Origin of the sequence: Microbacterium sp. NPDC056044 (assembly GCF_042267145.1) — a bacterium.
Taxonomy (GTDB): Bacteria; Actinomycetota; Actinomycetes; order Actinomycetales; family Microbacteriaceae; genus Microbacterium.
Window position 1 is genome coordinate 698426 of sequence record NZ_JBHJWZ010000001.1, and the last position, 26130, is coordinate 724555.

Genomic DNA, 26130 nt, shown 5'->3' on the forward strand with positions numbered 1-26130 from the left:
GCATCGAGAGGCGCGCGCGTGGGCGGCGTATGTGACATCCCGGCCATCGCCGAGGTATGCCAGACCGTCGGCTCGGGGGTCGTGTCGCTCGTCGCCGCACCCTTCGAATGGCTCGCCCACACACTGGGCGCAGCCGCCGCCTGGTTCTTCCAAGCGGTATGGGCGGTCTTCGACACGACGACCCTCGTCGACGTCACGGGTGGCCAGTACGTCCAGGTCTACAACCTGCTCTTCGGCGTCGCGCTCTTCGTGATGCTCGTCTTCTTCTGCCTGCAGCTGATCACCGGGCTGGCGCACCGGGACCCGACCGCTCTGTCGCGCGCCGCGATCGGACTCGGCAAGTCCGTCCTCGGCTCATTCGTCGCCATCACCCTGACCGCGACCCTGCTCGAGATCACCGATCGGCTGGCGATCGGCATCGTCCAGGCAACCGGAAACACGATGGAGGGGATGGGCGACCGGATCGCCCTGATGGCGACGGGCCTGGTGGCGATCAACATCACAAGCCCCGGCGTGGGCGCGATCATGACGATCTTCCTCGCCGGACTCGCGATCGCGGCTGCCGCCATCGTCTGGTTCTCGCTCCTCATCCGAAAGGCGCTCCTCCTCGTCGCGATCGTATTCGCCCCGATCGCGTTGGCCGGCTTCTCGTGGGATGCCGCGCGCGGCTGGTTCGGCAAATGGGTTGCGTTCGTCGTCGCACTCGTGTTCTCGAAGCTCGTTCTCGTCGTGCTGTTCCTCGTCGCCGTGAACCAGACAGCCGCACCGATCGACCTCGACCTCGCCTCCATCAGCGACCCCATCGCCGGAGTCGTCCTCATGCTCGTGGCGGCGTTCGCCCCGTACATGACATACAAGTTCATATCGTTCGTCGGCGTCGACATGTACCACGCGATGTCGACCGAGCAGGAGGCGAAGGGCGCGATGAATCGCCCGGTGCCGGTGCCGGTGACCCCCGCCAATGCGCAATCCGCGAAGTCGATCCTCGACGGCGCCGGCGCATCGAAGGGCGCCGCGCCCGCCGGAAGCGCAGCCTCGGGCGCTGGCGGAGCAGCGGCCGGCGCGGGCGCTTCCGGCGCCAGCGGTGCGGGGGCCTCCGGTGTGGGAGCCTCCGGGGTCGGAGCTGCGGGAGCGGGCGGCGCCGGCGCCGCTGCTGCCGCCGGCCCCGCCGCAGCCGTTGTCATCGGCGGCCAGGTGATCAGCAAGGCCGCGACGGCCGGTCCGAAACTCGGCAATGCCGCCGGCCTCGCCGCATCAGGTCATGCCGAAGGCGCAGCCCCGACTGAGCTGCCGACACCGACGGGTGCGCCGGCTGGCGCTTCACCTGCCCCACAGCCGAAGCCGACACCTGCTCCCCCACGACCACTCCCCACTCCGCGCGAAAGGACACGAGCATGACGACCACCAACTCCCACCGCGCGAATCAGCTCCGCCCGGTGCAGTTCTCCCGGCTCCCGAAGCGCGGCGTGCTGCTCGGCCTCTCGCTCGCGCAGCTCGTGACCCTCGCCATCGGGCTCGTCGCGTTCACAACCGCCGTCTACATGGGCGGCGGCATCCTGTTCGGCCTCACTTCACCGATCTGGGCCACCAGCCTCGTGCTCGCCTTCGTCCCGGTCGGCGGGCGCAAGATCATCGAGTGGGTTCCGATCGCGGTCCGCTGGGTGTGGCGAAGTCTGGGCGGCCAACTGCTCTTTCGAGCGGACGTCGTCAAACCGCGCCCCGCGGGAACGCTCGCTCTGCCCGGAGATGCCGCCGCGCTACGCGAATGGGTGGATCCGGAGACCGGCGCGGCGATGATCCAGGACCCGCATGCACAGACGCTGACCGCGGTCGTGAACATCACGCATCCGGCGTTCGTCCTGCTCGACAGCGGCGAGCAGGAGCGTCGGGTCGCGGGGTGGAGCCGCGTGCTCGCGACCGTGTGCCGATCGAGTCGCATCGCCCGCGTCCAGATCTCGGAGCGCACCGTCCCCAGTTCCGGGAGCGGCCTTGCCGAGTGGTGGGCCCGCCACGGTATCGACGACGAGTCCTGGCCGGCGGTGACATACAAGGAGCTCATCGAACGCGCCGGTCCCGCCGGCGAACGCCACGCGACCACGATCTCGCTCGCACTGGACCTGCGTGCCGCCGCCCGCCAGATCCGCGCCGCCGGCGGTGGGATGAAGGGCGCGGCGAGCGTCCTCCGGCAAGAGATGACCACTTTCGCGACCGCGCTGCGTGCCGCCGACCTGACACCCACCGAATGGCTCACACCTGGCGAAGTCGCCGTCGCCCTCCGCTCCGCCTACGACCCCGCGGCCGCCCCCGCACTCGAGCGACACGGCGACATCGGCAGATCGCTCGCCACCGCGGGACCGATAGCCGTCACCGAGTCCTGGGATCGACTTCGCACCGATTCCGCCCACCACGCGGTCCTCTGGATCTCGGAGTGGCCGCGATCGCAGGTCTTCCCCGGCTTCCTCTCCCCGCTGCTGCTGACCTCCGGCATCCAGCGCACCTTCAGTCTCATCTGCACCCCGGTCCGTGCCGATGTCGCGGCACGAGACATCCGGAGGAAGAAGGTGGGACTCCTGTCGGATGCCGCGCAGCGGGCGAAGATCGGCCAGATCGAGGATGCCGCGCGCACGGCCGAGTACAACGACGTCATCCAGCAGGAGTCAGACCTGACCGCAGGTCACGGCGTCCTGCGCTACACCGGCCTCGTCGCCGTCTCGGCGCCCTCCGCCGACGATCTCGATGCCGCGGTCGCCGCGATCGAGCAAGCCGCGGTACAGGCGGCCTGCGAAACGCGACGGCTCGTCGGGCAGCAGGCGCAATCGTTCGCGGCCGCCGCGCTGCCGCTGTGCCGAACGATCTGACCGAGAAGTGACCGACCGTCGACCGACTCCACCCGGGGACCCCGCACGCACCTCCTCCATGAACCCGTTGCAAGGGAAGCGAAATGCCCACATTCCAAGATCCCGTCGTCGATGGCGAGGAAGCGTGCCAGGCGCTCCGAGCCCTCGCGCATGCAACGCGCTCGTTCGAGCAGCCGGCTGAAACCTACGTCGTCGTCGGGGACGTGCTGGGAGGCCTCCGATCGCTCGGACAAGTGCTCGACCAACTCGCCTCCGCGCATACGAGTGAAAGCGCGAATCCCCGCGCCGAGGGCGGCGATTATTGGGCAGGGATCGAAGAAGCGTACGCAGCCGCAAGCGCGCTGCGCCACGCGTCGACACTTGTCGCACGAGCCGAGATGGCCGTCGATCGCGCATCGCAGCACTCCGGACGCATCGTGTGGGACTCCGCCACCCCCGCCGCGCTGTCCCCGGTCCCCGAGTCGATGGCGCCGAGGATCAACGCGAGCGACTCCTTCCAGCGCACCGCACCTTTCCTCTCCCCCGGCTCGAGACCCAAGAGTCGGCGACGCAGCGGGATGTCGCTGTGAACGCCCGCCACGACCAGAAGGTTCACACCGCGGTACTCGTCGACCCGGCCGGCGAGCGGCGAAAGGATCGTCGAGCCAGGCGGACAGCATCCCAGAAGCTCACCGCTGACTCGCGAGCGGCCGCGACTGCGGCTCAGCGCGCCGAGTTCGAGGCGCTACGCGCCGACCAACGAGCAACCACCTACCTGCCCGCATCAGGCGAACCCCGGCCGGCAGCGCTGCGCACCCCTGGCCGCCTCCACCTCCCACGTCACCAAGACACCAGCGCGACATTGGCCGGCGCCTACCCGTTCCTCGCCGAGGGCGGCCTCGGCTCTCAAGGCGTCTTCGTCGGACAGGACCTCTACTCGGGTGCGTCGTTCGTCTACGACCCCTGGGTGCTCTACTCCCGCGGAATGATCACCGCCCCGAACATCGTGCTCGCGGGGATCGTGGGCTCGGGCAAGTCGTCGCTGGTGAAGAGTCTCTACACAAGGTCGATCCCCTTCGGCCGACGCGTCTATGTACCAGGAGACCCGAAAGGCGAGCACACGGCCGTAGCCGAAGCAGTCGGCGGACAGGCGATCGTGCTCGGCCACGGCATGGCAAACCGCCTCAACCCGCTCGACGAGGGACACCGCCCATCCGGCCTCACCGACGAGAACTGGGCCGGCCAAGTCGCCTCACGCCGCCGCGACCTCATCGGAGCGCTCACCGAAACTGTGCTCGAGCGACCCCTTAGCCCGCTCGAGCACACCGCGATCGACCTGGCCCTCGCCGACGCCGTCCGTTCGTGCGAAACGCCCATCCTGCCGATGGTCGTCGAACGAATCCTCTCGCCCGACGCGTCATACCAAGCCGACCAACGACTCGTCGAAGACGGCAGAGTCGTCGGCCACGCGCTCCGCCGCCTCGTCGCCGGCGACCTCGCCGGACTGTTCGACGGCCCCAGCACAGTCACGTTCGACCCCAGCCTCCCGATGATCTCCCTCGACCTCTCGCGGGTCGCCGAGAACACGACGCTCGTCTCCGTCCTGATGACGTGCTCGTCCGCGTGGATGGAATCGGCACTCCTCGACCCGCACGGCGGGCAACGCTGGGTCATCTACGACGAAGCCTGGCGCCTCATGTCCCACCCGGCGCTGCTGCGACGGATGGATGCCCAGTGGCGACTCGCCCGGCACTACGGGATCGCCAACCTGCTGGTGTTCCACAAGCTGTCCGACCTCGACAACGTCGGCGATCAGGGCTCCGCGATGCGCGCGATCGCGTCATCCCTCCTCGCGAACGCCGAGACCCGGATCATCTACCGGCAGGAAGCCGACCAGCTCGGAGCCACCGCGAGTGCTCTCGGCCTGACCGGCACCGAGCAGAGTCTCTTGCCGGGGCTGGGGACGGGTCAGGGACTCTGGCGAATCAAGGACCGGAGCTTCGTCGTGCAGCACCAGCTGCATCCTGCGGAGCTCGCGGCGTTCGACACGACAAGCCGGATGACGGAGGGCGTGAAATGAGCACAATCCATGCGGTCCGACCCGCGGCAGAGGCAATCGCCGTGCCGCCGGTCCTTCCCGTGATCGCGATGACGATCGCCGCGGACGGCACCATGACTGTCACGGTCGACAGCGTCCCACTCGAACCGCCGCCATTCGGACCGCCGTGGGAACGGTCATCGTTCGCCACCGTCATCGATTCCGTGCTGACAGAGCGAGGGTCGCCCGTACGCGTCCTCGTCTACGAAGCCGACGGCACCGTGTTCACCGATCTCGTCACCCAACCACTGCAGAGAACGCTGGACCCCGCCGCACAGCCCCCGGGCCGGGAACCCGGCGCCCCGACGTCGGCCCCCGCCACCGAGGGCCTGTTCGACCCGGCACCGGTCATCGCCCCGCCGCGCGTGGCACTCGGTGAAGAAGGGTTCATCCCCGGCGAAGAGGTCGCCGTCGCAATCATCGTCCGTCACACCAAGGCTTCGGCGGATGGCTCAGCGCGAGCCCTGCTGGAACCGGGCCTCTGCCGAGTCAGCGTGGACGGTGAAGTCGTTCTCGTCGGCCGTATCTCCGGCACATGCGTGGTCGCGGGCCTGACGTGAGCGCCAACAACAGCCTCGACGTTTCCGGTCACGACGGGCTGACCAACCTCGCGCTGCTCGCCCTCGGGGCGATCGTCGCCATCGCCGGCGTACTTCGCGTCGCAGGGAACCTTGCCGCGTTCGTGACCGGTGTCGAGCAACCGACGGGTGGGCTCGCCGCCGGCTTCGGGGTGTTCGGCTCCCCCGGCGACCCAGGGGCGCCCCTGGGTTCCTCCGGCCTCAACCCGATCGCCTATTGGGCCGCCGTGACTGTGCTGGTCGCTGTGGTGGGTGTCGCGGCGTGGTGGGTGTGGCGCCTCATCCGCAGTCTCAGTCGCCACGCGCGGGCCGATCCCCACCGGATCGCCGGGATCGCATCATCAGCCGACGTGCGCCGCGCCGCGTCGGATCGCGCGCTACTCTCACGCGCCGCGCATCTTCGGGCATCCGTCACAAAACCGCAGCCCGGCGACGTGGGCTACCTCGTCGGCGTGGCGCGCGGATCGAAGGTCTGGACGTCTGTCGAGGACTCGATCCTCGTCATCGGTCCTCCCCGATCAGGTAAGGGTGCCCATATCGTCATCAACGCGATCCTCGACGCCCCGGGGGCCGTCGTCACGACGTCGACCCGGCCCGATAACCTCACGACGACAATTCGGGCGCGGATGAGGCGGGGGCCCGTCGCCGTGTTCGATCCGCAACACCTCGCGCCGGGAGTGCCTGCGGGCCTGCGTTGGTCGCCGGTGCGCGGGTGCGAAGTCCCGCTGACAGCGATGATCCGCGCTGCGGGTCTCGCGGCCGGCACCGGCCTATCGAGCGTCGGCGTCGAGAATGGCGGGTTCTGGGAGGGAAAGACACGCACAGCCCTGCAGGCTCTCCTTCACGCGGCAGCGCTGGACGGCAGGTCACCCGCCGAGCTGTACCGGTGGACGCTCGACCCGGCTGCGGCGCAGGACGCTGTGGCGATCCTGACGACCAACCCGGGCGCCGCCACCGGCTGGGCGGAGTCCCTCGAGGCGATGATCGACGCCGACCCCCGCACCCGCGACTCCATCTGGCAGGGCGTCTCGCTCGCACTCGCCGCGCTCGCCGATCCACGGGTGCTGGATGCCGTCAGCCCCGACGAGGACGAGCACTTCGATCCCGAAGCCTTCCTCCGCCACAACGGCACGCTCTACCTCCTGGCCACCGGCGCCGGCGCTGGCGCCTCCTCGTCCCTCGTCGCCGCGCTTGTGGAAGACCTCGTGGAGACGACGCGGCGAGTGGCGGCCCGCTCCCCTGGCGCGCGTCTCGACCCGCCGCTTCTCCTCGCGCTCGATGAGATCGGTAACCTCGCACCTCTGCCGTCGCTGCCCGTCCTGATGGCGGAAGGGGGCGGCACCGGGATCACCACGATGCCGGTGCTGCAGTCCCTCGCGCAGGCCCGGCAACGCTGGGGCGACAACGCCGCCACAGCGATCTGGGACGCCAGCATCGCCAAGATCGTGCTCGGCGGAGCATCCGGATCTCGCGACCTCCAAGACATCTCCACCCTCATCGGCGAGCGCGACGAGATCACCGACTCGATCACCGTCGGCGAGCGCGGCCTGCGCTCCAACCAACGATCCACCCGGCGGGTTCCGATCATGCCTCCCGACGTGATCCGCACCATGCCCTACGGCACCGCCCTGCTCATGCTGAGGGCTTCGCCGCCGATCGTCACGCAACTGCGCGAGTGGTCGGCCAGGCCCGACGGTGCACAGTTGCGCGCTGACCGTGCGCATGTGGAAGGGCAGCTGCGGCGGGGATAGCGCACGCACCTATTTGTTGATGGCCGAACCTCGGCCGCCTCGGGAGGAGAATCCGATGACGATCCAGACCCAGCAATCTCTCTCCGGCTTCATCGCCTCGGAACCCCAGCTCGCGTTCAATGCGAAGGGCGAGGCCCGATTCTGGGTTCGCATCGGGCAGGAGCACTTCGAACGCAACGACGACGGCACCTTCACCCAGACCGAAACGACGTATCACGATCTCGTGATGTTCCGCCGGAACGCGGAACGCGCGTACGCCATGTTCAACAAGGGCGACGCCTTCATCGCCGAGGGGTACACCCACACCTCGACACGGCAACGGGACGGGGAAACAGTCGAGGCCGAAGAGTTCGTCGCAAAACGCCTCGGACATGACTCCGCCCGGACGAACTACACCCTGCAGCGCCGCCGCACCGCCCCGCAGCTCGCCCCGTCGGCACCGTCGAACTCAAAGCCGGCCGTGCGGCCCGTCTCGCTCTGAGGTCGACCGATGACTGCCGACGAGCCCCTTCAGTTCCCTGGCTTCCAGTTCGACCCTCCCCCGCAGGACGAACCGGATGCCGAGGCAGAAGGTCTTCCCCCGGTCCCGCGCCCCGTGAACTGGAACCTGCTCACCTCAGACCAGGCGGCATTCGAGTGGGTCGAACTCGACCGATGGGTGAACTGGCTGCGCCGCACCTACGGGCTCGGCCCATCCATCATTCCCCCGCTCTGGCACCGCCACCCAGAGCTCGTCTGGGAACTCTCTGCCCTCCACCTCCACTGGCTCGGCGCCTACCACGAGCAGCAGAACGGCTCCGCCCCACTCGGCTGGCACCAAGACTTCGCCGAAGCACGCGAGCGACTGCACGACTGGGTAGCCGCCTGCGGCTCACGCCTCGACCGCGACCGCGCCACCCGGCAAACCTCATGGCCGGGAGAGGAACCCGCACCCGCAATCGCCGAGGCGCCGATCCACGATCGAGCCGCCGACTTCCGCACCTTCGTCGTCGAGGACGTCGCCCGTCGCCGGGCCATCGAGGACGCGTTCATCGCGGCCGATCGCGACCAACCGGAGTAGCGCCATTCGACGGCCGTTGCTCTGCGCCCTGTGACGGCGGTCCGCCAAGCGACCGCAGCTCGCAAGGCGTACCGCGGACGTTCAATTCGGCGCGCCGCTCATACGGGCGACGCCGGTCCGCGTCGCATCCGTGCCACGCAAGGCCTCGCGTGCGCCGAGCGCATCACTCCCCATCGCTCGCAGACCCACCGGGCGGCGGGCGGTCGTGGGCGGTTCGCTACGCAGCGAACTGAAAGACGCCAACCAACGCGCCGGCGATCATGAACAGCCCAATGACAATGGCGGCGACGCCGACGGCTCCGACCCAGAACGGCGACGACAACCTCGCGACCGCTCTGCTCGACCCACGGCTCAGCCCTTGAAGGTTTCGAACTGTCGACTTGAAGAGCACCCGACGATAGATCACGATTGGGATGCCGGCCGAGACCACCAGCACCCCAAAGATCAGGTTCGGCAGAATCGTCCCCGGGTCGATTGATGGCACACGTTCATTGTGGCCAATCGCTCTCGAGCGCGCTCGGTGGCGGACCGACAAGCGAGCAATACGCGGCGCTGCTGAGCCCAGGCGACCTGGCAGCACAGGCAGCAACTCCGCCCGGTGAGCGCCCAGGGGGCGTCGTCGCATGGCTAGTCAATAATCAAGTATGAAGCGGACGATCGTAGGTCCCGACCCCGAGCCCGACTCGCGGTTAGATCCTTTTCGGATGGGCCTTGCCCGGGTATACGACGAACGCGTTCTTGTCGGGTTTCTGTCCACGCGAGTAGACGTCCGGCGCGAACAGGTTCGACGGCTCCTGGGACGGCCACGCCTCGTGAATCCGGTGGAGTTCATTGAATGGTTCTTCGAGATGGCTGAGGACTGGCCCAAGCGGCATCCTGATGGCTGGGACGACGGTTGGGAACACGACGTCGAGATCAGAAGCGAGCTGCACGAGGGCCAGTTCGTGTACCCCGACGGCGCACCTCTCAAACTCATGTGGGTCGACGTCGTCGAGGCGTCCGTATGGGAGGAGCACTACGCATTTGCCGGCCGCCACGAAAAGGCAGCCTGGGACTGAGTCGTCGCCCTTCCCCTGTGTTCAGGTCAACAGGACCGATGGGCGCACGCAGAGCGGCCGCGATCGAATGCGCTTCTTGCACGCGAGCACCGCGATGGGCGCAGCGCTCGGGAGCGGACCGTGATCTGAGCCGGGATCGATCCATGGTGCGGTTGTACCGGCCACCCCCGCCGCGAGGTTCTGGCTCCCGTGCTTCACCGTGGGATGAGCGGAAGCCTGGCTCCCGCAGTCCGTGCCAGGGCTTGCACACCCCAAGCGATCAGCCCGCAGACGATTCCCGTGACGACCCCGGTGGCAAGTCCGCTGACCACGATCGCGCCACGCATGAGGAGTTCCTCCACCGCGGGCGAGAAGGTGCCCGCCAGGTTCCCGCCCAGCTTCGGTGCCGAGTCGGCGAAGACGACGCCCCAGGAAAGGTTGTGCACGACAGCGAGCGCGACACCATAGAGCCCGCCCGTGACCAAGAGCGAGACCAGCGGACGGTTCGACCACACAACCGCCACAGTCACCCAGACAACGAGCGGGACGATCGCCAGCAGGGAGTTCGCGATGCTCCCTGGGGCGGCGAGGCCTAGATCGTGCGCCACGATCCGCGGAACAGCGAGACATGCGAGGCCGATGATTGCAAGAAGTGGAAGCCCCAGTCCCCTCCGTGATGCGGGCGTGGAAGGTCGAGCAGGGGGCCGTTCAGAAGACGACGGGGATGGAGAAGTCATCCCTCGAAGCTACGAACTGGCCACCTGAGTCGGAACGGGGACCCCCGCCGAGCTTTCTGGGGGAAACCCCGAACCCATTTGCGGCTGACTCGATCACAGCCCTCGCAAGCACCGATCAGCGACCGACTTCCGGTTGGTCTAGCTGCGTCGGTGGGTGAGGTGAACGGTGACTTCGTCGCCTTCGTTCTTGTCGATCGCGCGGCGGATCGCGGCGGAGATGGGGAGTCTGTGGGTTCCGTCACCCAGGGCCATGAACGCTCCGTCAAACGGGTGACCGTCGGCGGTTCCCGACACCTTGACGAGTCCACGGGTGCCGAAGATCATGGCCGAGTCTGGCAACTGCACGCATATCCACGTGTCGCCTTCCCGCACTCGACCAAGAGTGGCGGTGAAGGTGATGTCGAGCGGCCCGATGTTGCTAGGCAACGTCGCCCCCTTCGCGAAACTGGCCCAAGGTTACCCGCCGCACTCGCTGGACCACCGCAGTGCGGGCATGTCGACCAAGCCGTGCCCTTCGCCACGAAGTCCGCTGATGAAACTTTGTCTCGAGTCGCGGGTAGGCTCCCGATCATGACCGCCCGAATCACGGAGGACGAGTGGACTCCCCTGCCCGGAGCGCTGCCCGGGCAGATCAGCGATGACATCGTTTACGTCATCCCCACGCGGACGCCCGTGAGCAACGATGACGAAGCCGACAAAGTGCCTCGGTACACCGACCAGATGCGGTACTTCCCGAGGGAGGCCCGGAACTCGGAGCCACGGCTGCCCGTTGAGTTCTCCATCCCCAGTGGCTCGCGAAAGTTCATCTCCGAGTACAGCATCGACCCGGACGTCTGGGCGCTCGGACTTGCGGTGCTGACCATGAGCAACGACTGGCTCATCTTCGTCACACAGGCGTTCATAGACATGCGCGGTCGAGCCCAGGGCTGGGCGCCCGAACAAGCGCAGCAACTGCCGCTCAAGATCTCAATCGTGGAGACGAAATCTTCACGAACCGTGGAGATCGAAGGCAAAGGCAGTGAAGTGATTGAGGCCATTCGCGAACTCAACGTGAAGGGCAAGAGCAAGGGCAAGGGCAAGGGGTGAGCCTCGGAGGCGGCCGCGGTCACGGGGTTGGCTTGATGCTCATGACGTGGGGGCCCGTCCCCCCGTCTGGTGGTCCGTATCGAGACGGGTACCTCGACGCCAATGGTCGGCGCGCGCTGGCTGATGCGGACGAGCACTATGCGATCGCCCTAGACCTGCTCCGTGATCTCGCATCGTTGATGCCCATCGTCCACTCACCGTTGACAGAGCCCGACAGGCAGTTGCGCATCGCGATCCAAAAGGAAAAGGCGAAGGAGTGGGCCTCCTTCAATGCGACAGTGCCAGACGAGATCATCGCGACCGTGACCCCCCACCTCCTGCGGTCCGAAACTTCCGCGGTCGCGGCACTCAACTTCCTCGAGGATCACGAACTAGCACACGCCGCACACGCCGCGATTCATCGCGCGGCGTTCGCGCGTAGCGGCTTTGGGGGCTGTGCCGTCTATGCAAAGGCGGGTGAAGTGTGGACGCGGTGTTCGATGCGCATTCACCACATCCGGGTGGGCGCGTCGGTCGGAATCGAGAGCGATTTCGAGTGCTCGATCTGCGGGCTACCCGTCGAAGATTGCGACGAGCACATTTCGGGACAGCAGTACGCGAAGGTCGCGGCCACGACCGAGAGCGGCGAGTGCAACATCTGTGATGCAAGCAGGTGTGATCACGTCGTGGGCGAGTCGTATGAAACGATGGCCTTTGGGAACGCACGAAACATCAAGATGGGCGAGGCGTCGATAGTTGATAGGCCTCAGTACCCTATGGCGCGCATTCATGAACTCGAACTGGACCTTGGTGACCTTAGCGTTCAACCAGAATTGCTGGCCAAGATCGAGCGGGGCGAGATCCACTGCCAAGAATGCCTAGCACCGTGTGAAGGCTTCATGGACTTCCGTCAGTGGAGTGACCGGGAAAGCGCGACCTGACCTGCCAGCGCACCAGAGACGGCGAAGGAATCCAAGTTCACGGTCGACCTTGCATGGGGCACAGCGATCGTTGTCGATAAGGCGAGGAGAGAGTTCGCGCGAGCCGCGGAGCCGGCGCTCTTAGGGCATAGTTCGGAGGATGGGTGAGAACTTGACTCTCTCATTCAACGCCAGATCGTAGCTGGCTGGGTTTCCGCTTCGGGGAGTCAGGCCGTCGCTGCACTGCAGTCCGCCCGTTATTCGTCGAACATGGTATGCGGTTCGACCCGAACCTCGAGGAGCATCTTGCCCGACAAGCTTGAGCTACGAGTCTTCCTCGCTTCCCCTGCCGGGCTAAGCATCGAAAGAGATCTAGTAGAGGACGTGGCGTCTACTCTCAACGCATCGATCTCCGACCATCTCGACGCCAACATTAGTGTTCGGCGGTATGAGCAACTCACGGCTCAGCCTGGGCGACCCCAGGACAAGATCAACGAATGGGTAGACAGTTGCGACGTACTCATCGCGATTGTCCATCGAAGGTGGGGGTCACCTGCTGGAAGCGAGTATGAGACTGGCTTTCAAGAAGAGTTTGAGCGCGCGTTCGACCGCTATCGCAGAACGGGATCACCGTTTGTCGCGCTTTACTTCAAGGCCGTCGATGCTCCGAGCCTGCAAGACCCGGGGCCGCAACTCGCGAGGGTGATGGACTTTCGCGGGGAAATCGAAAAGAATCACCGCGTTCTGTATCAAACCTTCGACTCCCCCGAGCAATTCAAGTCCCTGATTCTCCACCTACTGGTCGAGCAGCTCCACACACGTCGCAAAGCGATTGATACATCGCGCGGGCACACACCCGGCCGATCAAGTGCGCAAGTCGAGATCGAGGTCGGCCAAGACACCACCGCTCCATCTGCTCCCCTTGTATCAACGCTGAAAGCGTTCGCCAGCCTGGCTTCCGGCGACGACCCAGCGGTCGATGCAGACGCTGATCGCCTGCTCTTGTTCGCACTGAGCGCGTCGCGAGATAACGAACATATTCCTGTACACCTCGCTAATCGACTCGCCTCGGGCCCCGAGATCGAGGACCTCCGCACGATCGAGTGGCGGTCGTGGATACGGTCGTATCTTGCTGATGTCGGACGCTCGGCTGACCATGCGGGCAGGGTGTTTCCACTTGGAGAAATTGCACGCCGCCCCGCCGCCGCCGAGCAGATAGCGAGTCGTGCGGCCGAGCTCCATGCTGACGACGATAGAGACGTTCGGGTGGGGGCGGCGCGAGTCAGCCTTGCGCTAAACACGCGATCCGATCTCCTTTGGAGCAGGAAGCTCGACGATAGGAGCGGCGTCATCGCCCGTTGGTCGCGACTCGCCCTCGACGACGTGCGCCTGGCCGTCGACCTTTGGTGCGGACAATCGAAGACAAGTGACGGGTACTTACTCCGGGCACTCAGCAAAGGAGACAGCGATATCGCCGCCAGAGTTGCGGCATCTATTCTGGCGGCAGCAGCGCCTGACGGCACCACTGATGAGCTCCTCCTGCTCAACCGCGACTTGATCGTCAGTCAGCACCTGCGCGCCTACCTTGACGCCGATGTCGCCGATAAGGCCTCGAGCGAAACACTCGGCACGATGGCAACGAACCGCTACGCATCCGATGTCGTCAGGGAAGTCGCCTTCCAAGAGCTCGCGACCCGCAGGGACCTCCCCCAGTCGCTGGTGGAGGTGCTCATCGACGACACGGAGGAGTCCTCTACTTCGACGCCGCCGGCACTAGCGGAGCTTGAGCTAGCAGTGTTACGAAACGTGGCGGATCCACTGCTGGCAGCTGCCATCGATGCCGTCGTCGCGAAGCGAAAGCGGTCTGTCCTCTACATTCCGGGGCGATGGCGGCTCGCGCGCGTGACGCTGTCCGACTCGGTCCGCCCCGCCTTCGAGCGGCTACTCCGGCTAGCTGCGGTCCCCGAGGAGGCCATTCCGTTTGCGGCCCACGCGGGCAACGCGAAGTACCTTTCGGATGCAATGACTTGGTTGGCCGACGACAGCGCGGTTCTGAGCCACTATGCCGATCAGTTGCGCTCTTCCGGAACTGCGGAGCGAGTCATCTCTGTGCTGATCGAGTCAATCCAGTTCAACGCCGCGCAGTACCTCCTGACCCTCGGAGCGTCGGTCGTGGACCAGACCGTTCAGGATGCCGTTCAGCAACTGGCTGCGTCGGCGACAATCGGTAGGGACGCCTGGGCCCGACTAGTAGACGAGATGTGCCCTAGCCCAGAGACGCGGATCCTCGCAGTCGGGCCTTACGAGTCGGACAGGCGGAAGTACCTTGTCTCCCGCACACGGACTCGAGAGTTGAAGAAGTTGCTGGTTCAAGAGTCGGAGAGTGTCGTAGATGCCGCGATTGTCGAACTGCGCCGCCGAGAAGCAACTCCGGCCAGGGCCGTACTCCTTCGACTTCTTCGTAGTGGCACGGACTCAACACGGCTCACCGCGGCGCGTTTGCTATACGAGAACGCGGACGCGTCTCAACTGATTGCCGCTCGCGAGAAGTATGTCTCAGACAGGTACTTCTACAACGTCGTTGCCTTTCTCGATGCTCGGCTGATTGGTCTCTCCGACAATGGTTAGATCGGATCACGCCTGACTGTTCTCGAGGCTCACGAATGTACTGGTGAGGATCGGCTACCGCAGGCGAACAGATCCTCGGCCGAGTGCTTCAGATTCAGTTTCCCCGGGAGCGCCTGCGGGACCGCGCTGCCGATCCGACGTGCTCACGGTGCGCATTCGACAATCCTGACGCGCACTCCTCGATCCCCTCCCGGGAACTGTCCGAATAGCGATCGTCGCGTGGCAATCGTGGCCACTCCCAGACCTTGTATCGTTCGTTGGCCCGCTATCTTGGCTCCGTGACTGGTACCGACGAAGAACCCGCCGACGAGCATTCGGAGGTCGAGCGACGAATCGACCCGACCCGCGCCGCTGCCAACTTCGTGTTCGAGCAGGACCCGGCGGTGCTCGAGTCCTTCCGCAAGATAGTCGAGTCGTCGACAGTCGCCCCGTCGTCGGAGAGTTGGGAACGCCTGAGGACCCTTCTTGGCGAAGCGACAGCGAACATCATCCCGCTGCAGAGGTCCGAAGCGATCGACCGGCTGTGGCGACACATCGCGGCGGCGTCGACGCCTGTGGATACAAACGCCCTCGGCGTGACAATCAACTCATTGCTGAAGGCGCAGTCACGCCCTTCCCTCTACCGAGAACTGCCGGCGAAGCCCGCACCTGCACGGTCATCGAGAACGGTTGAGCAGTTCTTCGAAGTCCACGAGGTCCTAATCGACGGTGTCCAGCCCCTACTCAAAGAACTTGCGCGGGCACAAACGAAGCATGCACGACTTCGACCCGTCTGGCGCGGGCAGCAAGATGCCTCCTGGGCCGTGCGAAGTTCGCTTTCACGACAGATCGGAGCGGCCGGCCAGACGAGCGAGGACGAATTGATCGCGAAGGAAGTTAGGGCGTTCGCCACGGCGGAGCGATGGGGCTTCCCACCGTCGCGAGCTCTGCGATTCCTTGCCGATCTGCAGCACAGTGGAGCTCCAACTCGCTTGATAGATGCTTCGGTCGATCCGGAGATCGCAGTCTGGTTCGCTGTCGAGGCACACCCAGAACACGACCAGCAACCCGCACGAGTTGTGGGGTGGGGTCGTGTACCCGCTCCCCGACAACGTAGTGCGCCGGCTGAGCCGAACGATCCGCGCGACGAAGGGCCATTGCCGTTCTGGCATGCATGGAACGAGAAGCAAGAGCGAGTACGAGTCGAATGGGGAACAGGCACCCGCACATGGTCATGGTTTCCGAACCCGTTCAACGACCGGATGCGGGCGCAGCGCGCTGGTTTCCTGTTCGATGCTGGCCCCATCATTTCGGATCCAATTCTCGCAATCTTTAGTGAGGCGATGGGCGCGGACTGGCGAGTCGATGAGATCACACGGGCAACCTCCGTCATCGGCGTGCCGTCGAGGCATGACGTCGTCGCCAAAGCCAACGATGCCAACATCGTGCCGCTGTTTAGCTTCAGGATCACGGCCGAGGCCAAGCCCGCGATTCGTGAGTACCTCGCACAAAAATTGATGACTGAGCACAGCGTGTACCCGGACTTTGCCGGCCTCGTCGCACATCTCCGCCGCCACTGAGTCGGCGCTACTCGTCCGATGGTTGCTCGCGTTCAGAATCGCCACGGACCGACTGTTAGTTCACGCACTCGGTGGCCGAGATCATCCCGCTGGTCCCGCATTCGCGCATCGCCCGTACGGGGATCCGATAGAGGCGCGTGCGGGCTTGTCCTCCCACAGATTGCCTGGATGGATTCAGGTCGGGCGGTGATCGTGCGGTCTAATGAACCTTGCGATGTTGGGGACGATCCAGGCGGCGAGGAGCGCGAGCGCGGCGCCTGCGAGGGTGAGGAGGACGCGTTCGAGGAACCAGTGTGCGGCCGTTTCGGTCTCGTTCCCGATGAGCATCGATAGCACCAGGGTGGTGGAGAAGAACGGCATCACGTACCACCGGCTACCGGCGGTGGCCGAGGCGCCGGCCAGGACCAGCAGGGCGACGCCCGCGAGTACCGGGTCAGGCGGGTTGAGCGCGGCGATCGCGCATGCGATGATCGCGCCGAGGAGCACCGAGACGACGCGGCCGATGCTCCGGGTATCGAGCAGGTCGCGGTCGGGCCGGCTGATGAGCATCGCGGCGGCGGATGCCCAGCCGGGGTGGTCGACGCCGAGCGCGAATCCCAGGGCCGCGCCGGCGGCACCTGCCAGACCGATCTGGATGCCGTACACCAGCATCGCGCGACGGTCGGCAGCCTGCTTCGCCGGCCGCGGCGGAGCAGGGGCGTCCCGCCAGATGAGCGAGACGAGCCACGCGTACACGGAGCCCACGAGCATCAGCACGCCCGCGGCCAGGGCCGCGCTGGGGGTCTCGGACAGGCCGACGCCGATGAGCGGAACCCCGAGCATGAGCGCCAGCGGCGCGAAGCGTCGACGCGGGTTGACCATAAGTACCGCGACGACCACGCACAGTGCGAAGACCGTGAGCACCGCGATCATGGGGAACGGTGCGACCAGCGAGCCGATGATCATGCTCACCCCGGCCAGCGCCCCCACGATGACCACAAGGAACCGCTGCCGGCGGGGCCGGCGCAACCCGAGCGCCGCTGCGGGCAGCACACCGACCGCGAGGGGGAGCCCGATCGCCGGGTCGAACACGCATGCGACGACGGCGGGGATGGCGAGGACCGCGCCATGCGCGGCGTTGAGCCACGACCACGACACCGGCGGGCGCGATGGCTTCGAGCGCTGTGCCGAGCCGGTCATGTCGCCGGGGCCGACGCCGATCGGTTCGTTCCGCGGAGGAAGCCTGCGGCGATGGCGCCCGCGACGAGGACGGCGGGCAGTAGCCAGAGGGTTCGCTGGTAGTCCTGCAGCGTCGGGTCGGAGGGCATGAAGCTGGACGGGATGGAGGTGAGCATGCCTCCGATGAGGAAGCAGAACCCGTTGACGATCGCGGATGCGCTGCCGATCAGCGCTCCGTCGATCGATTCTCCGGCGACGGTGAATCCCAGCATCTGTACGCCCGAGAACAGGCCGACGGCGAACATGAGTACGGCGGCAACGCCGTTGCTCTCCACCGGGAGATAGATGACGGCGGCGATCGCGAGCGTCTGCAGGGCTAGCCAGGTGATCGCCGGTCGGCGGCGGCTGCCTACGCGATCCGACCGGATGTTGACGAGCGGTGCGCCGGCCGCCAACCCCAGCCACGCGAGCGCTGTGAGGATCGTCGCGAACTCCGTGCTCGCGCCGCGGGCCTCCATGATCCGCGGGCCCCACAGCGTGCCGAGCGCGAGCATGGTGCCGAACGCGGCGCCGGCGAAGAGCGCCGAGAGCACGACGTTGAGGTTCGCGAAGCAGCGGCCGAGGTCGCGGAGGATCTCGGCGAATACGTTCGGGCGGTCGCGTGGCGCCGACGGCGCCGGGTGGACGGGGTCGCGGACGATGAGGAAGAACAGCACGGCGAGGATGACGCCGAACGTTCCGAATGCGACGAGCAGCTGCTGCCAGCTCAGGGACTGCAGGACGAGCAGGATGACCGGCTGTCCGACGGCCGAGCCGAGGCTGGCCGCTGCCTGCACGAGTCCGAACATGAGGCCGTAGCGGGCGGCGGGGAACCATTTGCCGCCGATGTACCCGGCGCCGACGAAGCCGAACGCAGCGCCGAGGGCGAGCACCGCCTGAGCAATCGCGAGGGTGGTGAAGTCTGTGGTTCCCGCGTAGAGGAACGCGCCGACGGCGACGAGGATGACGGCGATGCCGAGCAGGGGGCGGCTGCCGAAGCGGTCGAGCAGCGATCCGGAGAAGAACTGCACGAACGCGAACACCCAGGTGTAGACGGATGCCGCTAACCCGATCTGCGCGAGGGTGAGGTCGGCCGAGTCCTGGATCTCAGGTGAGACGACCGCGTACCCGGTCTGGATCGCGAACAACCACACGACGAAGGTGGTCGCCAGTACCCAGATCAGCCACGCCTCGGGGCCGCCGATTCTGCTCTTGGGTTGCGCGGTCGTCGCAACACCCGGTTCGGTCACGATGCCCCGATCGATCCGCCGCGCACTCCGGTCATGCGGAGGCCGCTGCGGTCTTCTTCTCGGGGAGGACCAGTGCAGCCACCGCACCGACCACGACGACGACGGGGATCAGCCACAGTGCGGCCTGGAAGTCGGACAGGTCTGCGTCGTCGGGCAGCAGCTGCGAGGGGATGGATTGCAGCAGGCCGCCGATGATGAAGCAGATGCCGTTGACGATCGCCGAGGCGCTGCCGACGAGACTGCCCGGGACGACTTCGCCGGCGATCGTGAATCCCAGCATGTGGCCGCCGGCGAAGAACCCGATCGCGAACATTAGCGTCAGTGCGGCGCCCTGACCTTCGGTGGGAAGGTAGATCACCAGCGCGATCGCCAGGGCCTGGAAGATCAGCGAGTAGAACGCGGGCCACTTGCGGCTGCCCCATCGGTTGGAGACCAGGTTCGCCAACGGCGCCCCGACGGCAAGGCCCAGCCAGGCGAGGGCGGTGAGCACGGTCGCGAAGTCAGTGTCGGCTCCGCGAGCTTCCATGACCCGGGGTCCCCAGAGGGTGCCGACGGCGAGCATGGCGCCGAAGGATGCACCGGCGAGGATCGAGGCGAGCACCACCCGGATGTTGGCGAACGTCTTGCCCAGGTCGCGCAGGATGTTGCCGAAGACGTTGCCCCGCGGCTTCTCGACCACGACGCCGGGCGCCGGGGCAGGGTTTCGGACGAACGCGAAGAACAGGATCGTCAGCAGCACACCGAACACGCCGAACGCGACGAGCAGCTGCTGCCAGCTCATGTTGTCGAGGGTGGCGAGGATAAGCGGCTGACCCACCGCAGAGCCGAGCGAGGCAAAGGTCTGCACGAGGCCGAACATGAGCCCGTACTTGGCCGCGCCGAACCAGTTGCCGCCGAGATAGCCCGCGCCGACGAACCCGAACGAGGACCCGATGGCGAGCACGGCCTGTGCGGTCGCGAGGGTGCCGAAGTTGGTGGTCCCGGCGTAGAGGAAGGCGCCGGCGGCGACGAACGCGACAGCGATCGCCATGAGCGGGCGCGGCCCGAACCTGTCGAGCAGTGCGCCGGAGAAGAACTGCACCAGCGCGAACACCCACGTGTAGATGGATGCTGCGAGCCCGATCTGGCCGATGGTCAGGCCCGCGTCCTGCTGGATGTCGGGCGAGACCACCGCGTACCCGGTCTGGATCGCGAACAGCCACACCACGAACGTGGTCGCCAGCACCCAGATCAGCCAGGCTTCGGGTCCGCCGAGGCGGCGGTGGTCGCCGTGGAACCAACCCTTGGATGCGGCGTGATAGGCGGCGTGACCGCTCGAGGTCGTCACGGTCTCACTCATGCAGAAGCCTCCGAGTTCAGTGGCCGTCGCGGGAGTACGCGACGTTGCCGGCGATGTAGGTGGTGTGGATGACGCGGTCGTCGCCCATGGTCGCGAGCACGAACAGCTGCTCCTCGAGAGTCTCGACCTGGGCGCTGCGGAACTCGAGCAGCGGGGTGGCCTTCGTGTCGAGGACGACGAGATCCGCCTCCTTGCCGACCTCGATCGACCCGATCTTGTCCTCCAGCCCCATCGCCTCGGCGCTGCCGAGCGTGGCGAGGTAGAGCATCTTCACCGCGTCGAGCGGGTACTGGACAAGTTGGGCCACCTTGTACGCCTCGTTCATGGTCGACAACAGAGAGAAGCTCGTGCCCGCGCCGATGTCCGTGCCGAGCCCCACCTTCATCGGGTGCGTGTGGTTCTTCGCCTGGTGCACGTGGAACAGTCCGCTGCCCAGGAACAGGTTCGAGGTCGGGCAGTGCGAGATCGCCGAGCCCGTCTCGTGCACCCGCAGACGCTCATGCGCGGTCAGATGTACGCCATGCGCGAGCACTGCCCCTGGCTGCAGCAGCCCCGCGCGGTCATACACGTCGAGGTAGCCGTTCGCGTCGGGGAACAGAGACTTCACCCAGGCGATCTCGCCGAGGTTCTCGCTGACGTGCGTGTGCATCAGCGTGCCCGGGTACTCCCGCAGCAGCGTCGCAGCAGCCTCGAGCTGGTCCTGCGTGCTGGTGGGCGCGAACCGCGGCGTGACCGCATAGTGGTTGCGGCCCTTGCCGTGCCACTTCTCGATCAGCGCCTTCGAATCGTCGTACCCCGACTGCGTGGTGTCGAGCAGGTGCTCGGGGGCGTTGCGGTTCATCAGCACCTTGCCGCCCGCCATCCGCATGTTGCGGCGGGACGCCTCCTCGAAGAACGCGTCCACCGAGTCCGGGTACACCGCGCAGAACGTCAGGGCCGTAGTGGTCCCGTTCGCGAGCAGCTGGTCGAAGAACACCTTCGCGACCGCATCCGCATACGCCTTGTCGGCGAACTTCTGCTCCGCGACGAACGTGTACGTGTTGAGCCAGTCGATCAGCTGTGCCCCGAACGCCGCGATAATCCCCGTCTGCACATAGTGGACGTGCGTGTCGATGAACCCCGCCGTGATGATCCCATCCGGGTGGTGATCGACATGTGTGTCCGGCTGCAGCTTATCTTTCATCTCGGCGTACTCACCGACCGCCGTGATCACGCCACCCTCGATGATAATCAGCCCATCGTTGTACTCGACCAGGGCGTCGGAGAAGAGGAATGGATCGGCCTTGACGGTGACGATGTGTCCACGGATCGCGTGATCTCCGGCGGCCGAATCTGGCGAATAGTAGTGCGGCATCGGTCCTCGTCCTTTGTGGCTCCAGGCGTCGAATTCGGAGGCCGGAGCGGCACTGTCCCTTTGATCGCGACGATATAGACGTTCCGTCTCATGGTCAACGATCGCGTCGGGCACGCCCCCTAAACGTGTGGTTTCGAGCGCTGCCCGAGCGAGGACCTGGGTGACTGACGGTCGGGAGGGCTCTCGCCTTTGGCACTATCGGACGCCGCTTGCGCGCTGGCCGTCCCGCTACCGGCCGCTGCGCGCTAAGGGATCCGACCGAACGACGCCTGGGACCTCCGGCACGCCCGCGAATCCAGCGAATGCGTTTTCCGCCATGCGATAGCGTGAGCGGACCAGCACCCCTCCCGCCTGTTGCTCGCCCCACACAAGGAGACCGATGTCTGTCCGCACCACCCCCTTCGTTCAAGATGCCGCGACCGGCAAGCGGGTGACGCCGTGGTGGCTCGCCTACATCCTCGTCTTCCTCGTCCTCATCCTCGGCGTCCAGGCCGGCGTGCTGGCGGTGTTCTCGCAGACATGGCCCGTCGAGCGCGGCACGCCCGAAGCGCAACTGCAAGAGATGATCGGCTTCGCCGCCGCGGGCCTCGTGCTCGTGCTGTGGGTGGTGTTGTTCGAACGCCGCAAAGTCCGCACCCTCGGATTCCGCCGCCCCGGACGAGGCCTCGTCAGTCTCCTCGTCGGCTTCGTCGTCGGGTTCGCGCTGCTGTCCATCCCCACGATGTTCCTATGGGTGACCGGCGCGTATGTGCAGGTGGATCCGCCCGCGGAGTCCACGAGCGGCGCCGCCGCGGCCGGGCTGCTCGTGCTGCTGGCGCTGACGTTCGTGGTGCAGGGCGGGGTGGAGGAGCTCCTCACCCGTGGGTTCCTGCTTCAGAACGGGGGACTGAAGTTCCCCGGGTGGCTCGCGGTACTGCTGCCCGCACTGCTGTTCACGCTCATCCACGGCGTGCTGCTGAAGCCGCTGCCATTCGCGATGATCTTCCTGTTCGCGTTGATGGCGTCCTTCCTCGTGCTGCGCACCGGCGCGCTGTGGCTGGTGATCGGCATCCACGCCGGCTGGAACTTCACCATGGGCAACATCTACGGCGTCCCCGTCTCCGGCCTGCCGCCGCTGACGACCTCGGCGGTCTTCCTCGAGCACGCCGCCGGTGCACCGGACTGGCTCACCGGCGGCGAGTTCGGCACCGAGGCCAGCCTTCCCGCGGTCATCGTGCTGGTCATCGCGGCAGCGGTCGCGTTCGTCGTCTACCGCCGGTGGGACGCGCGACGCTCCGCCGAGGTGCCCGCGATCCCTGTGGCGGACGTCGCGTGAGCGGCCAGGTTCGGACCGTCGACGGGAAGGGCTGACGCATGGACCTCGTGGTCATGGGAGTGGCGGTCGCGTTCGGGATCTTCGCGATCGTGTGGCTGCTCCGCAACGATCGCCCCGTGTGGCGGAGCCTCGGGTTCACCGTGAACCGGTGGACCTTGCTGGACATCGTCATCGGCCTGGCGATCCCCCTCGTGGTGATCGGACTCGTCTTCCTCGTCGAATGGGGGCTCGGAGCGATCCGGGTCGCCGCCGGCGCGAGCGACTGGTCGGGACTGGGCGGCGCGCTCGGCGAGATCGTCTTCTACGCGGTGTTCGAAGAGGTGCTGTTCCGGGTGCTGATGCTCACCGCGCTGGTGATCCTGCTGCGGCGCCTCGCCGCGGGCCGATGGATCGCGGTCGCGATCGTCGCGCTGATCTTCGGCGCCGTGCACCTCACGAACGAGAACGCGACGCTCATCGGCGCGTTCGGCACCGCCCTCGGCGGACTCATCTACGGCATCGCGTTCCTCGGCACCCGCGCCATCTGGCTGCCGCTGTTCCTGCACATCTCGTGGAACCTCAGCCAAGCATTGTGGGGCTTCCCGGTCAGCGGCAGCACTCGCTGGCCGGGGTGGGTGGCCTCCACCTCCGTCGACGGCGCCGAACTGCTCAACGGCGGCGCGTATGGCCCCGAGGCGGGCTTGCCGGGGATGCTGGCCCGGGTCGCCATCATCGCTCTCGTCTTCGTCTACCTGAAGCTCACCTGGCCGGGCGGCAGCATCCGCACCCTCACCTTCGCCCCCGACCCCGTCAAGCGCCGCGTTACCGCGGCAGCCGCCTGACCCCGCCGAAGGGACTCCCTGATGTCGATTCGCGACACCCCGTTCGTCCAGGACGCCGCCACCGGCAAGCGGGTCACCCGCTGGTGGATCGCCTACCCGCTCGTGTTCGTGGTGCTCGTGTTCATTGTGCAGTTCGGCACGATGGGCGTGTTCGCGCTGATCTTCCCCACGCAGGAAGGCTCACCCGAGGCGCAGTGGCTGGAAATGGTGGCGAACCTGATCCCCGCCGCGCTCATGATCCTGTGGGTAGTGCTCTACGAGCGCCGACACATCAAGACCATGGGGTTCCGCCGCCCCGGACGCGGTCTGCTGCTGCTCCTGCTCGGCCTCCCGATCGGCGCCGCGATCATCTCGATCCCCATCCTGTTCCTCTGGGCGACCGGCTCGTACCAACTCACCGCCGCACCCGCGAACGCCACCACCGGCTGGGTGGCCGTCGGACTGGTGCTCGCCCTGGCACTCACCCACGTGGTGCAGGGCGGCAACGAGGAGATCCTGATCCGCAGCTTCCTGCTGCAGAACTCCGGCCTGCAGATGCCGGGCTGGCTCGCGATCCTCCTTCCGGCCCTGCTGTTCACCCTGATGCACGGCGTCCTCAGCCGACCGATCGGGTTCACCACGATCATGATGTACGCGATCTTCGCCGCGTTCATCGTGCTCTGGCAGAACTCGCTCTGGCTGATCATCGGCATCCACGGCGGCTGGAACTGGGCCGAAGGCAACATCTGGGGTGTCCAGGTCGACGGCATCAACGTCCGCACCGCCGGACTCATCTACCTCGAACCCACCCCCGGCGCCGCCGACTGGCTCACCGGCGGATCATTCGGCCCCGAAGGCGGAGTACCCGGGGCGATCCTCCTGACGATCCTCGCCGGGCTCGCGTTCCTGCTCTACCGCCGCAGCCAGGCGCGCACGCAGGCGACAGCCGCGGCAGCCGTGACAGCACCGCAGATCTGACGAAGACGGATGCCGCGGCCCGGGCGGCTCCGTCGGGTCAGCTGTTGTTCGACGACGACTTGTCGGGCAGGTACGGCTCGATCGCGGCGGCCAGCTTGGCGGGCGTCATCGACTGCAGCCAGACGTGTCCGGGACCGTGCAGCTGGGCGAGGAACATCGAGTCGCCGAACAACTTGTTCTTGATGCCCTTGATGCTCGCGAACTCCAGCTGCATGTTCGCGCGGAACAGCGCGAGATGGCCGGGGTGGATCAGCAGCGACTGACCCGCCTGCAGCTCGTATTCGACGATCTCGCCGGCCAGTTGCACCCACGCCGTCCCGTTGCCGGCGAGCTTCTGGAACACCACCCCGGCGCCGCCGAAGATGCCCGCGCCCAGCTTCTTCTGCAGGCCGACCGACACCTCGACATCCGGGGTGCTCGCCATGTACGACCCCGACTGCACCATGTACTCGTCCGCCGCATCGATCGCCAGCTCCCGGATCGTGCCGGGCAGCTGCGCCGCGAACGCCACAAAGCCACCGGCCGACGACGCGGTGTACTGCGTCAGGAACAGCTGCCCACCGCCGACCATCCGCTTCAGGCCGCTCATGAAGCCGCCCTGGCCCCCAGACCCGAATCCCGTCGACGTCTCGATGTCGAACCCGGGCGTCAGCCATGACACATCACCTCCTTCGGCGATGATCCGCTCACCTGCTGCCAGCGTGAGTTCGAGCACGGGCATCGTCGTACCGGCGATCTTCGTCTCCATACCGTCAACGTAACCGCAGTCAGGTGTCACCACTCGGCGGACGCGCGATAGAGCCCCGCCCACCGGCCGAGCGGTTTGCAGCGGGTGCTCCTGTCGCTGACCTTCGGCTCGCGCGCTCGAGCACAGAATCAAGATAGATGCACGGTGGAGGCTCCGCTCACGTGCGCTGCCCGTTTAGGGATCGCCGGAGTCGAAGACGACGATGCCTGTGCTGCACTCTAGAGAGGGTCGTCGACGGGAACTACCTCGACGTCCCAGTATGCGACGAAGCGTGGCTGTCGCCGTCTCCTGGATTGCGCGGTGAAACGGTCGGCGTGCTCGTGGTCAAGATCGGGAACGGGCCAGGCCGCAACGGCGTCGGGGCTCGCATCCTGGTACTCGGCGGTCATTCGCTCGGCAAGCGGTTTGATCATCTCAGATACAAGGCCGCTCATCCGGTCGACGGCTTCGGCGATGCGACGCGCCGTGGTCTGTGGCAGATTGTGGCGGATGGTGATCGGGATCACCTTCCTGACGGTGCCCTCTGGCGTGAGCGTGGCCAGGGGCAGCGACATCGACAGTTCCGACTGTGAGTGCGCGATCGTCGTGTTCCGGTAGCCGCGAATCAAGTCGTGCGTGTCGACCAGATCGTCCGGGATGGGAATGTGCGCGAGCAGGCCGGAGCGGACGTTGGAGTGCGCGAACGCGCGCATGTAGGCGATCACCGCGTAGCTTGTCAGCGGCTGCCAGAGGGGCGAGTCGTGGCCGGCTTCCAGTGCCTGGTCGATCGCGTCGCCCGCCTCGGATAGGTCGTCCGAGTAGGAACTCAGTTCGGCGAGCAGCCGTGAGTCGGGAGTTTCGGGAAGCATCGCGACGGTCGAGCTCAGCGGCATGAGTCCA

At 66.4% G+C, this 26130-nt stretch carries 25 protein-coding genes; 16 read left to right on the forward strand and 9 right to left on the reverse strand.

What is annotated here, in order from left to right; genetic code table 11:
- Positions 1–18: 18 nt before the first annotated feature.
- From ACFC1I_RS03280 to ACFC1I_RS03315, 8 genes are all read left to right on the forward strand, one after another.
- Positions 19–1398, forward strand: coding sequence for a conjugal transfer protein TrbL (locus tag ACFC1I_RS03280; protein ID WP_376006428.1), 1380 nt, complete (start codon positions 19–21; stop codon positions 1396–1398).
- On the forward strand, positions 1395–2858 hold the full coding sequence (locus ACFC1I_RS03285; protein WP_376006429.1) for an SCO6880 family protein: 1464 nt from the start codon (positions 1395–1397) through the stop codon (positions 2856–2858). The genes ACFC1I_RS03280 and ACFC1I_RS03285 overlap by 4 nt, the downstream gene beginning before the upstream one ends.
- Positions 2859–3235: 377 nt before the next feature.
- A complete protein-coding gene (locus ACFC1I_RS03290) occupies positions 3236–3427 on the forward strand; it encodes a hypothetical protein (protein WP_376006430.1) in 192 nt (63 codons plus the stop codon).
- Positions 3424–4917, forward strand: coding sequence for an ATP-binding protein (locus ACFC1I_RS03295; protein ID WP_376006431.1), 1494 nt, complete (start codon positions 3424–3426; stop codon positions 4915–4917). The genes ACFC1I_RS03290 and ACFC1I_RS03295 overlap by 4 nt, the downstream gene beginning before the upstream one ends.
- A 68-nt stretch (positions 4918–4985) precedes the next feature.
- Positions 4986–5495 carry a hypothetical protein gene (locus ACFC1I_RS03300; RefSeq protein WP_376006432.1) on the forward strand — a complete coding sequence of 170 codons (510 nt, stop codon included), beginning with the start codon at positions 4986–4988 and terminating at the stop codon, positions 5493–5495.
- Entirely contained in the window at positions 5471–7264 is a 1794-nt protein-coding gene (locus ACFC1I_RS03305) for a type IV secretory system conjugative DNA transfer family protein (RefSeq protein ID WP_376006433.1), read from the forward strand. The genes ACFC1I_RS03300 and ACFC1I_RS03305 overlap by 25 nt, the downstream gene beginning before the upstream one ends.
- Positions 7265–7319: 55 nt before the next feature.
- The gene (locus ACFC1I_RS03310; protein ID WP_376006434.1) at positions 7320–7745 is read left to right on the forward strand and encodes a single-stranded DNA-binding protein; all 426 of its coding nucleotides are present in this window, start codon (positions 7320–7322) and stop codon (positions 7743–7745) included.
- Positions 7746–7754: 9 nt separating this feature from the next.
- Positions 7755–8324 (forward strand): hypothetical protein, encoded by a 570-nt coding sequence (locus ACFC1I_RS03315; RefSeq protein WP_376006435.1) that lies wholly within the window; start codon positions 7755–7757, stop codon positions 8322–8324.
- Between the two features lie 217 nt (positions 8325–8541).
- On the opposite strand, the gene ACFC1I_RS03320 is transcribed toward ACFC1I_RS03315, so the two are convergent.
- Positions 8542–8808, reverse strand: coding sequence for a hypothetical protein (locus tag ACFC1I_RS03320; protein WP_376006436.1), 267 nt, complete (start codon positions 8806–8808; stop codon positions 8542–8544).
- A gap of 160 nt (positions 8809–8968) precedes the next feature.
- On the opposite strand from ACFC1I_RS03320, the gene ACFC1I_RS03325 reads away from it, so the two are divergent.
- Positions 8969–9382, forward strand: a complete 414-nt coding sequence (locus ACFC1I_RS03325; protein ID WP_376006437.1) for a hypothetical protein — start codon at positions 8969–8971, stop codon at positions 9380–9382.
- A gap of 194 nt (positions 9383–9576) precedes the next feature.
- Here ACFC1I_RS03325 and ACFC1I_RS03330 read toward each other — a convergent pair whose 3' ends face one another.
- Positions 9577–9969 (reverse strand): hypothetical protein, encoded by a 393-nt coding sequence (locus ACFC1I_RS03330; protein ID WP_376006438.1) that lies wholly within the window; start codon positions 9967–9969, stop codon positions 9577–9579.
- A gap of 267 nt (positions 9970–10236) precedes the next feature.
- Positions 10237–10524 carry a DUF1905 domain-containing protein gene (locus ACFC1I_RS03335; RefSeq protein WP_376006439.1) on the reverse strand — a complete coding sequence of 96 codons (288 nt, stop codon included), beginning with the start codon at positions 10522–10524 and terminating at the stop codon, positions 10237–10239.
- A gap of 144 nt (positions 10525–10668) precedes the next feature.
- Between ACFC1I_RS03335 and ACFC1I_RS03340 the strand changes: the two genes are divergently transcribed.
- From ACFC1I_RS03340 to ACFC1I_RS03355, 4 genes are all read left to right on the forward strand, one after another.
- A complete protein-coding gene (locus tag ACFC1I_RS03340) occupies positions 10669–11184 on the forward strand; it encodes a hypothetical protein (protein ID WP_376006440.1) in 516 nt (171 codons plus the stop codon).
- Positions 11185–11225: 41 nt separating this feature from the next.
- Positions 11226–12104 carry a hypothetical protein gene (locus ACFC1I_RS03345; RefSeq protein ID WP_376006441.1) on the forward strand — a complete coding sequence of 293 codons (879 nt, stop codon included), beginning with the start codon at positions 11226–11228 and terminating at the stop codon, positions 12102–12104.
- Positions 12105–12389: 285 nt separating this feature from the next.
- Entirely contained in the window at positions 12390–14711 is a 2322-nt protein-coding gene (locus ACFC1I_RS03350; RefSeq protein ID WP_376006442.1) for a DUF4062 domain-containing protein, read from the forward strand.
- 278 nt (positions 14712–14989) lie between these two features.
- Entirely contained in the window at positions 14990–16270 is a 1281-nt protein-coding gene (locus ACFC1I_RS03355) for an FRG domain-containing protein (RefSeq protein WP_376006443.1), read from the forward strand.
- A 174-nt stretch (positions 16271–16444) separates the two neighbouring features.
- Here ACFC1I_RS03355 and ACFC1I_RS03360 read toward each other — a convergent pair whose 3' ends face one another.
- From ACFC1I_RS03360 to guaD, 4 genes are read right to left on the reverse strand one after another with little or no spacing between them, the layout of a single operon-like run.
- Entirely contained in the window at positions 16445–17449 is a 1005-nt protein-coding gene (locus tag ACFC1I_RS03360; protein WP_376006444.1) for an FUSC family protein, read from the reverse strand.
- On the reverse strand, positions 17446–18717 hold the full coding sequence (locus tag ACFC1I_RS03365) for an MFS transporter (RefSeq protein WP_376006445.1): 1272 nt from the start codon (positions 18715–18717) through the stop codon (positions 17446–17448). Before ACFC1I_RS03365 ends, ACFC1I_RS03360 begins: the two co-directional genes overlap by 4 nt.
- A 31-nt stretch (positions 18718–18748) precedes the next feature.
- The gene (locus tag ACFC1I_RS03370) at positions 18749–20056 is read right to left on the reverse strand and encodes an MFS transporter (protein WP_376006446.1); all 1308 of its coding nucleotides are present in this window, start codon (positions 20054–20056) and stop codon (positions 18749–18751) included.
- Between the two features lie 16 nt (positions 20057–20072).
- The gene (guaD, locus tag ACFC1I_RS03375) at positions 20073–21410 is read right to left on the reverse strand and encodes a guanine deaminase (protein ID WP_376006447.1); all 1338 of its coding nucleotides are present in this window, start codon (positions 21408–21410) and stop codon (positions 20073–20075) included.
- Between the two features lie 379 nt (positions 21411–21789).
- Between guaD and ACFC1I_RS03380 the strand changes: the two genes are divergently transcribed.
- From ACFC1I_RS03380 to ACFC1I_RS03390, 3 genes are read left to right on the forward strand one after another with little or no spacing between them, the layout of a single operon-like run.
- Positions 21790–22725, forward strand: a complete 936-nt coding sequence (locus tag ACFC1I_RS03380) for a lysostaphin resistance A-like protein (protein WP_376006448.1) — start codon at positions 21790–21792, stop codon at positions 22723–22725.
- Between the two features lie 38 nt (positions 22726–22763).
- Complete coding sequence (locus ACFC1I_RS03385) at positions 22764–23546, forward strand: lysostaphin resistance A-like protein (RefSeq protein WP_376006449.1); 783 nt, start codon at positions 22764–22766, stop codon at positions 23544–23546.
- Between the two features lie 21 nt (positions 23547–23567).
- Entirely contained in the window at positions 23568–24503 is a 936-nt protein-coding gene (locus ACFC1I_RS03390; protein ID WP_376006450.1) for a lysostaphin resistance A-like protein, read from the forward strand.
- 37 nt (positions 24504–24540) lie between these two features.
- On the opposite strand, the gene ACFC1I_RS03395 is transcribed toward ACFC1I_RS03390, so the two are convergent.
- Together ACFC1I_RS03395 and ACFC1I_RS03400 are read right to left on the reverse strand one after the other, a co-directional pair.
- Entirely contained in the window at positions 24541–25251 is a 711-nt protein-coding gene (locus ACFC1I_RS03395) for an AIM24 family protein (protein WP_376006451.1), read from the reverse strand.
- Between the two features lie 218 nt (positions 25252–25469).
- On the reverse strand, positions 25470–26123 hold the full coding sequence (locus ACFC1I_RS03400) for a hypothetical protein (RefSeq protein ID WP_376006452.1): 654 nt from the start codon (positions 26121–26123) through the stop codon (positions 25470–25472).
- Positions 26124–26130: the final 7 nt, after the last annotated feature.